This window comes from Moorena sp. SIO4E2, from assembly GCF_010671945.1.
GTDB lineage: Bacteria > Cyanobacteriota > Cyanobacteriia > Cyanobacteriales > Coleofasciculaceae > Moorena > Moorena producens.
This window is the reverse complement of the sequence record NZ_JAAHIE010000294.1, coordinates 1-9,156: the sequence shown is the minus strand read 5'-3', so window position 1 is coordinate 9,156 and position 9,156 is coordinate 1. Positions and strand designations below refer to the sequence as shown.

General features: G+C 43.2%; 9 protein-coding genes. 4 read left to right on the top strand and 5 right to left on the bottom strand.

Annotated features, from left to right (window positions below):
* A partial coding sequence (locus tag F6K37_RS24535) for a hypothetical protein (RefSeq protein ID WP_287252726.1) occupies nucleotides 1–263 on the bottom strand: 263 nt, incomplete at its 3' end.
* A gap of 703 nt (nucleotides 264–966) precedes the next feature.
* On the opposite strand from F6K37_RS24535, the gene F6K37_RS24530 reads away from it, so the two are divergent.
* From F6K37_RS24530 to F6K37_RS24520, 3 genes are all read left to right on the top strand, one after another.
* Nucleotides 967–2,688 (top strand): ABC1 kinase family protein, encoded by a 1,722-nt coding sequence (locus F6K37_RS24530; protein WP_008180667.1) that lies wholly within the window; start codon nucleotides 967–969, stop codon nucleotides 2,686–2,688.
* 464 nt (nucleotides 2,689–3,152) lie between these two features.
* The gene (locus F6K37_RS24525) at nucleotides 3,153–3,527 is read left to right on the top strand and encodes a hypothetical protein (RefSeq protein ID WP_287252723.1); all 375 of its coding nucleotides are present in this window, start codon (nucleotides 3,153–3,155) and stop codon (nucleotides 3,525–3,527) included.
* The gene (locus F6K37_RS24520) at nucleotides 3,524–3,691 is read left to right on the top strand and encodes a hypothetical protein (protein ID WP_287252720.1); all 168 of its coding nucleotides are present in this window, start codon (nucleotides 3,524–3,526) and stop codon (nucleotides 3,689–3,691) included. The genes F6K37_RS24525 and F6K37_RS24520 overlap by 4 nt, the downstream gene beginning before the upstream one ends.
* Before the next feature lie 387 nt (nucleotides 3,692–4,078).
* Here F6K37_RS24520 and F6K37_RS24515 read toward each other — a convergent pair whose 3' ends face one another.
* Both F6K37_RS24515 and F6K37_RS24510 read right to left on the bottom strand, forming a co-directional pair.
* Complete coding sequence (locus tag F6K37_RS24515) at nucleotides 4,079–5,062, bottom strand: DUF1232 domain-containing protein (RefSeq protein WP_287252718.1); 984 nt, start codon at nucleotides 5,060–5,062, stop codon at nucleotides 4,079–4,081.
* 448 nt (nucleotides 5,063–5,510) lie between these two features.
* Complete coding sequence (locus F6K37_RS24510) at nucleotides 5,511–5,600, bottom strand: helix-turn-helix domain-containing protein (RefSeq protein WP_287252716.1); 90 nt, start codon at nucleotides 5,598–5,600, stop codon at nucleotides 5,511–5,513.
* Between F6K37_RS24510 and F6K37_RS24505 the strand changes: the two genes are divergently transcribed.
* Entirely contained in the window at nucleotides 5,599–7,317 is a 1,719-nt protein-coding gene (locus F6K37_RS24505; RefSeq protein WP_287252713.1) for an alpha/beta hydrolase, read from the top strand. The two genes, F6K37_RS24510 and F6K37_RS24505, sit on opposite strands and share 2 nt — an antisense overlap.
* Before the next feature lie 40 nt (nucleotides 7,318–7,357).
* Here the strand turns inward: F6K37_RS24505 and F6K37_RS24500 are convergent, their stop codons facing one another.
* Nucleotides 7,358–8,590 (bottom strand): RNA-guided endonuclease InsQ/TnpB family protein, encoded by a 1,233-nt coding sequence (locus tag F6K37_RS24500; protein ID WP_071986815.1) that lies wholly within the window; start codon nucleotides 8,588–8,590, stop codon nucleotides 7,358–7,360.
* Nucleotides 8,520–9,020: an IS607 family transposase gene (locus F6K37_RS24495; RefSeq protein WP_071986814.1), complete on the bottom strand. Its 501-nt coding sequence runs from the start codon at nucleotides 9,018–9,020 to the stop codon at nucleotides 8,520–8,522. The genes F6K37_RS24500 and F6K37_RS24495 overlap by 71 nt, the downstream gene beginning before the upstream one ends.
* Nucleotides 9,021–9,156 lie beyond the last annotated feature (136 nt).

The following is a 9,156-nucleotide window of genomic DNA, read 5'->3' as shown; positions in this document are numbered from 1 at the left end:
ATCATTGAAGCAGCGACGCCGAAGAATCCAATCAGAGAAATTAGCTCAGAGGCAAACAAACCAGTAAGCAGCTTACTACTTAGTGGTAAGTTATAAAACCACTGTAGGCAGCCTAACCGAATGTCTTGGGAAGGGTTAGGGACAGATGGAGAATCTTGCATAATCCAGGGAAAGTTGCTTGCTGGCAAAGCATTTTCGTGCGTCTGTAACTGGTATCCAATCCGGTAGTGCCGATTTGCTGCGGGCAATCGTGGAAACAGCATAGTGTAGATAAATCAACGTAGATAAATCAACAGATTGCCCATGCTTGTTCGCTACGATACCACCGGAATCGATATGACACCATTGTTGCTTTGTTGATTTAGCCCCGTCATGGAGGATTCTGCTGAAGTTTTAATTTAAAGACTGTCGGTGATAACACGGAAATAACAGCTGAAATCTCAAGCTAGAGCCTCGGTTAATGTAATAATAGAAGTTGACAAATTTATAGATATATGCATCAAGAGGTGCGACCCGTGGCGAATTTAATTCCCCAGTTCAGGAAATGGGCAAGTTTCTGGTGTAGGTTTCTATGGGACTCTCTATTGTCCTGGTAGCAAAACCTGCCCTAAACCCTCTATTGGACTTAAAGTGAGATCTTGCACCATTGTCATTCATCCTAGGGTGGGCAGTGCCTACCAACGTGGTTTGCAAGCTTCATTATCTGTCTGATGCACTGCCCACCCTACATGAACTAAACTATTGGACTTAAAGTGAGATCTTGCACCATTGTCATTCATCCTAGGGTGGGCAGTGCCTACCAACGTGGTTTGCAAGCTTCATTATCTGTCTGATGCACTGCCCACCCTACATGAACTATTGGACTTAAACACCGAGTTATTGTATATGTACTTGTGTATACTTATTTAATAAAAAGCAAAAGATAGATAAAAAACTATAAATTTATTAGAGAGGCCTATACTCAGCGTGAGTCAGCATCAACTTGTATCTCCTGAACAGCGGTCTAATGAACCCCAAAGGTACTATGATCCACAAGCGATCGCGCGCTACTACCGTTCCAGACCTTGGGTAGTGATTTGGCGTTGCCTGAGGATTGTCTGGGGTTTCGCTAGCTTTGTTTTTAGTTTTAAGTTAGACCAATGGGGCAACCGGACTGAGCAAAATAAGTTAAAACGAGCCACACAGCTACGGGAACTTCTGACTAACCTCGGTCCAACCTTTATTAAAGTCGGACAAGCTCTTTCCACCCGCCCTGACTTGATTCGGCAAGATTTTCTAGATGAACTGATCAAACTACAAGACCAGCTACCTCCCTTTGACAATGCAATCGCATTGTCCATAATCGAGCAAGAGTTAGGGCGCTCCATCCAAAAACTGTTTAGCCAAATTTCCCCAAAACCTGTAGCAGCCGCTAGTCTCGGTCAAGTCTATCGGGCTAAACTCCACACCGGTGAAGAGGTGGCGGTTAAGGTACAACGTCCTAATTTACGCCCTATCCTCACCCTAGATCTTTATTTGATGCGCTGGGCAGCTAGCTGGATTGCTCCCTGGTTACCACTCAATCTCGGTCATGACCTAACTTTGATTGTAGATGAATTTGGTACTAAGCTCTTTGAGGAAATTAATTATCTCAATGAAGGTCGCAATGCCGAACGGTTTGCTCTAAACTTCCAAGACGACCCCACTGTGAAGGTTCCAGCAATATACTGGCGCTACAGCAGTCTCCGTGTCCTCACCCTAGAGTGGATTGATGGCTTCAAGTTAACAGACACAGAACGTATTGAAGCCTTAGGACTAGACAGCGCAAGCTTGATTAAAACCGGTGTCACCTCTGGTTTACGTCAGTTGTTAGAGCATGGCTTTTTCCATGCTGATCCTCATCCAGGTAACTTATTTGCCCTTCCGGATGGACGCATGGGCTATATTGACTTTGGTATGATGGATCAGTTAGATCAGGACACCAAAGAAACTCTTGTCAGCTGTGTCGTTGATCTAATTAATAAAGATTATCAATCATTAGCCCAGGCTTTTGTTAAATTAGGTTTCCTAGCACCCAACACAGATATCCAGCCGATTATCCCAGCCTTAGAAGCAGTGTTGGGAGAAGCAATTGGTGAAAGTGTCGGGGATTTCAACTTCAAGACGATCACAGATCAGTTCTCAGAGTTGATGTACGACTATCCTTTCCGGGTACCAGCCAAGTTTTCCTTAATTATCCGTTCTCTGGTGACTCAGGAAGGACTGGCACTGACCTTAGATCCCAACTTCAAAATTGTCGAGGTTTCCTACCCCTATGTAGCTCAGCGTCTGCTTACCGGTGAAACCCCACAAATGCGGCGGCGTTTGATTGAGGTGTTGTTCAAAGACGGTAAATTCCAGTGGGAACGACTGGAAAATATGATTGCGATCGCTCGGTCTGATCAGAACTTTGATTTGCTCCCAACCGCTCAACTTGGTTTGCAGTATCTCTTGTCTGAGGAAGGTCAGTTTTTGCGACGTGAACTGTTGTTAGCGTTAACCGAAGATGACCAACTCCATGGAGCAGAAATTCAGAGTCTGTGGAACTTAGTCAAAGATGATTTACCACCAGGACGTTTATTCAATGTAGCTTTGAATGCACTAAGTACTATTTCCAGTGATGGGATTGGGGCTATTTTACCGAAAGCTCCTGCTGTGAGTACCAAATAGTGTGTCAGAGCAACTGGCCGATAAGGAATATCCTTATCGTAACTACTGACTCCTGGCTATTCACTACTTGTTGTTATTTAATTAGCGCTTCCAAACGTTATAGGATTTGGTGGGTTACAGCCCGAAAAAAAATCAATGCTGCGCTTAACCCACCCTAGGAAACTATAAGATTATATTCAGCATTCAGCTATCAGCATTCAGCTATCAGCATTCAGCTATCAGCATTCAGCTATCAGCATTCAGCTATCAGCATATGCGCTACGCGCAGGCTACGCCAACAGCTAATGGGCTACGGGAACAGCTATTGAATAAAACAGGATTGTGAGAATTTTTGATTCCCTATTCCCTACTCCCTATTCCCTATTCCCTATTCCCTATTCCCTGTTCCCTTTGCTATTGGATAAGGTGTCATTCTTTGTCATAATCTTCACAGGCAGTAAAACCATGAAGATTAGGAGTTATTTGTGTATAATTTTTGGCCAGACCCACCGTATTTTTTGTTAATTTTTGGTTTGTTTGCTGGGATTACCTGTGGGCTAGCTTTTGAAGCTACACTCAAAGAAAAAGTACAGGAATGGTATAAGACCAAATCCAGTCAAACCCTGGCTGAAATTAAAGGAATCCAGTTACTGCTCCCATTTGTGGGAATTGCTGTTGGGATTTGCCTGTTTCTAGCCTCTGGGTTAGGAATTTTTGCCTTGCCCTATTGGCTGTGTTACTCAATCTCCATACCTATGACCTTATTTATTAGTGGGCTAGTTTGGTCACAACTTGGTAACGTATTGATTCAGTTAGAGCGAGGTGGCTCCAAAGCTCTAGATTTAGATTCCTGGGAGTGAATAGAAACAGGCTAATCAGCTATCAGCTATTAGCTATCAGCTATCAGCTATCAGCTATCAGCTATCAGCTATCAGCTATCAGCTATCAGCTATCAGCTTATGCGCCTAGCGTATATGCTGATATGGGCAAATCCCCAGACTTTCAATTCTCATTAATCTCTTAATATTAAGGATTTTAAGCTGACAGCTGACTGCTGACAGCTGACCGCTGACAGCTAAATGCTTACCTATTCCCTACTCCCTACTGCCTACTCCCGACTCCCTAAAATATAAATTTATAATCCTCTTATTTATTATCCCTTAAAAAATCCATAGAATAATATTTAACATTACTAATACAAGCAACAGTAAGCCATTTATGATTAAATCATGACGACTTTCGTGGAGCTTTTTACCTAAAACTAGGCTGCCGCGCTCAAGAAAGTATTTTTTCATAAACCCTGGAACTTTTTCATAGTATGGCTTATACTTGATCAGATTAATGATTAGCTGTATTAAGCCATAAGTAGTCAGAATAAATAGGGTAATTCGGTACCAGGAATAGAGGTTAATCATGTCTGACTAAGGATATATTTTACCAAAATAGCGATAATTGCTGCTGCAATGCTGCCGATTAAACTGATTCTGACAATCCGATTATACTTGCGGACTTGTATCTCGGCCATCTTTTCTGCCTGTCTTTCCATATAATTTTCTAGTTCCTGAGCTAGGGTGGAAACTACGGCAATGATCAGCGCTGCATCATCAGCTAATCCAGCAACGGGAATTACGTCTGGAACAGCATCAAAGGGGGATATTAAATAGATTAAGGCTGCGATCGCTAAAGCTTTTCCCTTCCAAGCGGCATTAGGATCCCGGACCATTTTAGCTAAAGCTTGAATTTTCGGCCAAATTTCTTTAATTGGTCCCCGGTTCATCCGTTCTAAGTTCTGGTCAATTTTTTGGATGTCTTCTGGCTTGGTATTTTGGAGCAATTTGTGAAATATTTCTTTTATCCTCCCCCGGTTCATCTGATCCAGGCTCTCGTCAATTTTCTGGATGTCATTGGGGGAGATGTTTTTTTGTAATTTTTCCAGTAGTGTTCTAATCTTGCCAGGGTTGCTTGGTGCTGAGTTTTCCGACAGTTGGGAGATTTCTTGTTCAGTGCTAGATTTTTGAAATTTGCTGAGTATCCCTGTAATCTTGCCTCTAATTTTGCCAGGGTTGGTTGGTGCTGAGTTTTGAGACAGTTGGGGGATGTCTGGTTCAGTGGTAGATTTTTGAAATTTGCTGAGTATCCCTGTAATCTTACCTCTAATTTTGCCAGGGTTGCTTGGTTCTGGATTGCTTACCGTTACTGGGGTGTCCTTAGGAGTGCCTGGTTTGGGTAATTTGCTCAGTAGTGACTGAATTCGCCCAGGGGGTTTTTGTTCTAAGGTCTGGTCGAGTTGTTCTAAAGTCTGGTCGAGGGAGTCGAGGGATTGGATATCCTCTGGTTTTTCCTCTGGTTTTTCCTGTTTTTGAAATCGCCGAAGTAGTCTTTCCCGTAAACCCATTACTATCAACCTTTTTATATACGAGGATTTATCTGTTTTAATTGTTATAGCAATTGTCTTTACCATGAGGGACAAAGTGGTCCCCCTAAATCCCCCTTAAAAAGGGGGACTTTGAGCTTGATAAGCGTACCTCATAAATGCAATAAACACTATATAGCAATTCTATATCCCATGAGGTACAAAGTGATCCCCCTAAATCCCCCTTAAAAAGGGGGACTTTGAGCTTGATAAGCGTACCTCATAAATGCAATAAACACTATAACTAGTATAATGACATTTATGGTAAGCTTATTGCTAAATGGCTAGGGCGTGTCTTCAAACTCCGAGATCCCCCTAAATCCCCCTTAAAAAAGGGGGACTTTGAGTATGGCTCCCCCCTTATTAAGGGGGGCTGGGGGGGATCTAATATCTTGCGGAAAGCTTTGAAAACACGCCCTAGTCCCCAGTTTTAGACCCATCTACAATAACCAGCATGTTGTGCCATCAGGGTTTTCTGTTGGTTGTTGAGTTTCAGTGTGGTCTTGAGAGCTTTGTACATGTTTAATGATATTGTTACAGGTTTTCCGTTAACTATTACCAACTCCCCTGGTCTTTCCCGAGCAGCTAAAGTGACTACCCAATCCTTTCATTCTAACCCACTGCGCCAGTGGTTAACTCGCTTTTCCCTATCCCTAGGCTTGAGTCTAGTATCTACATTCAGTGCAATTCCTGCCCTAGGAGCAGAGCGAATTACTTTCTTTGTTTCTCCCTTTGGACAATTTAATATTGGGATTGAAGACTTGGAAGTTTTTGCTAAAGATGGCACAATGACCAGGCAATTTGCCTATTATGCCAACTTTGCTACACCAATACAATTAGCAACACTGCGGATTCTACTAAACAGTCGATTTAATATTTCTCCCAGATATGTTTATTTGTTCACTCGCTTACCGGTGGGCAAAACCTTACTGCGCCGATTGGGGAATGTAATAAAAGCAGATTTCAATCGCAATGGTTTCTATCCCTTACGGGGTGCTTTAATTTCGGCAGCCTCTGATCCAGAAGGCTTGAGCGTTATTAATGTATTGCGTAAATTTTCCCTAGAAACTATTTACCTGGATGTGGAACTAATTTCTGATGTTACTGATGAGATATCACGGCTATTTGTGGTAAATGATGTTGTATTTGGTGCCATTAAAAATCAGGCACAAATACAGGGAGAAGGATCAACATCGTTTGATTTATCAGCACAAGCAGATCTCAGGAATCCTGGAGGAATAGGTTGGCGTAAAGAAAGCTTTGAGGTTTATAATTCTGAGCGTCAAGCTTCGTTTCCCGTTGATATTTATCTACCTAGGTCTTCAAACCAAGGAGGGATAGCAGGCTCGATTCCAACTCTGGTTATTTCCCATGGTTTGGCTTCAGACCGCAATACCTTTGCCTATCTAGCACAACATTTAGCATCTTACGGTTTTGCAGTTGCGGTCCCGGAGCACATTGGTACTAGTTCCGAACGCATTAATCAAATCTTTGCTGGCTTCGCAACTCCCCTCAATCCTACTGCGATCATCCATCGTCCTTTGGATGTAAAGTATTTGTTAGATGAACTTTCGGCTAAAGCTAATTCTGACCCGAGTAAGTTTGGCAGGCTTAATCTAGAAGAGGTGGGAGTAATTGGTCAATCCTTCGGAGGCTATACTGTTCTTGCTCTAGGAGGGGCGAAACTCAATTTTGAACAGCTTACTAGTGACTGCGATACTGCTCGACAGAACAATTTATCCTTAGATGTATCCCTGCTACTCCAGTGTCGAGGTACTCAACTATCCCCAGAAGACTATAACTTGGGAGACGAACGGGTAAAAGCGGTGATTGCTGTTAATCCGCTGAGCAACCCGATTTTTGGTGAAGCCGGGATGTCACAAATTCAGGTTCCGGTCATGATGGTGTCAAGTATCAGAGACATCTTTGCGCCACCTGTAGAACAACAAATTACCCCCTTCAGCTGGCTAACTACCCCAGAAAAATATCTAGTGGTGACAGAAGGAGGTACTCACTTTTCCTACCTGGGTGGGGCAGGAGAGGGTGTCTTACCGGTTCCACCTGAATTGATTGGGCCAGATCCTGCTATCGCTCGTCCTTACCTGATGGCACTTAGTACCGCTTTTTTCAAAACCTATATTGCTAAACAACCTGAATATGCTTCCTATCTCAGTGAGTCCTATGTCAAAGAGATTAGTCAAGACCCATTGAATCTGTTTCTGCTCAAGTCTTTCTAATTCCGATACTTTTTGGCTACTAAAGTCTACTAGATAGACCTTAGCCCACCAATGCAAGCTGCTCTCGCAGCCAGGGTGTATCTACCAAAGCTCTTAGGAATATCCCGCGAGCGCCATTGATGTCGCGATCCATTATTAGGCCATCAATCTTTGACTTAATAGCCTTGCTCCCACCAATGTTTACCATTTCTCCCGTCCAGCTCACAGTCTTGGAGGTATAGGCTTCACAGACATCTACTACTGTTTTTCCAGTTTCGGAGGCTTTATGTTTCAAAAACTCCTTGAATCTAAAGTGAGAAAATGTCAGCAAGTTCCGCACTGTCTTTGATCTGATCCTCCTTTTTCCTTTTTTAGACATTTCAGACGTCTCAAAAGTTGGAAGTAGGATCACATCAAAGCTATCTACCAAGAACCTAGCAGCTTTGTGATGGAGTTCGTTCACTAGGTTTTGAATCCTAATAACAATTCGCCTAGCCGCTTTTCTCATTCGTCGTTTTTGATTCCTCTTGGTCTTACTTATTTTTGAAAGTAAGTTATCAAGATGAGAGCAAAGTCGCTGAATGCGAGAAAAGTCTCCGTGCCCAATTTTGCCTATAGAATTCTCACTAAAAAACGTTAAGAATGTTCTAACACCGGGGTCTATCGCTACCACTCTACCTTGGTTTTCGGCATTTTTTTGAGTAGTCTGATGAGGAACCGTCAAGTGATAATCCCCATTGTTACTGGTCAATCTACAGTCGCCCCTGTTGTCAGGCAACGCCTCAGAAAAAGTCAAGCCTCCTAGCTTTGTATGGTAAATGCCTTTTTCTGAGACTGCTGACTTAGGGATGTAGCAAGACTGGACAGGATTTTTTCTAGATCTAAATCTAACTCGATTGATTTGTCCAGTCTTTTTGTACTTTTTCTTGGCCTCCCTCACGGCGGTGCAAGCATCCTTTATCGCTATCGATTTAATTTGATAAGGCACTTCCTTGCACCACTCGGGAAGGTCGTTTAATATTCCAGTCTTGATGGCTTTCCAGTTAGCCTTTACTTCCCCATCTTGAAGTATTTTAACGGTCTTGTTGAAAACGTAACGAGAAACTCCAAACCACTTACGAACTAAATAACGCTGCTCAGCACTTAGGAATATCCGAATCTTTCTTGATTTTTGCCCCGTACTTTCTGAGTCCGTGGACGCGACAAGAGAAGACGTGAATGATTCAGAGAATATCTGCGGTAAGTTCGGATTCTGGACAACTTTCAGGTTGGTCGAGAACCAAGATCTTTCCACCGTTGAGTTCTGCCAAGTATTCAAACAGTTCAAAACCGAATCTGGTAAGTCTGTCTCTACAGGCAACAACAATCGTGAGCTGACATCCCTGCATAAGTCGTTCCAGTATGGCTCTAAGACCTTTTCGTTTGTAGTTGAGTCCTGAGCCGATGTCTTTGATGACTTCTGCCTCTGGGAAGAGCGAGTGCATGTACGCGACTTGCCTGGCGAGGTCGTCAAATTGTTTGCTACTACTGACTCGGCAGTAACAGATTGTGACTGGTTCAGGGGCTTGTCGTTTTCCCAAAGTGGCAAGACTAACTGTATCGAACAGTCGATATCCGCTTGGCGTTCGCTCACATTTGATAGTTCCATTGTCCGCGTACTTTCGCAATGTGGTTTGAGAGAGTCCCGTAAGTTCGACCGCCTTACGGAGTGGTACTAATGTCATCTCACTACTCTAACAAATTCTTTGGGACTTTGATAGACTTTATGATACTTTATATAACTGTACCCTAACCCCCTATCTCCCGACTCCCGTTCCCCTCCTGGGAGGGGTTAGGGGTGGGTTCCGACTCCCCTACATA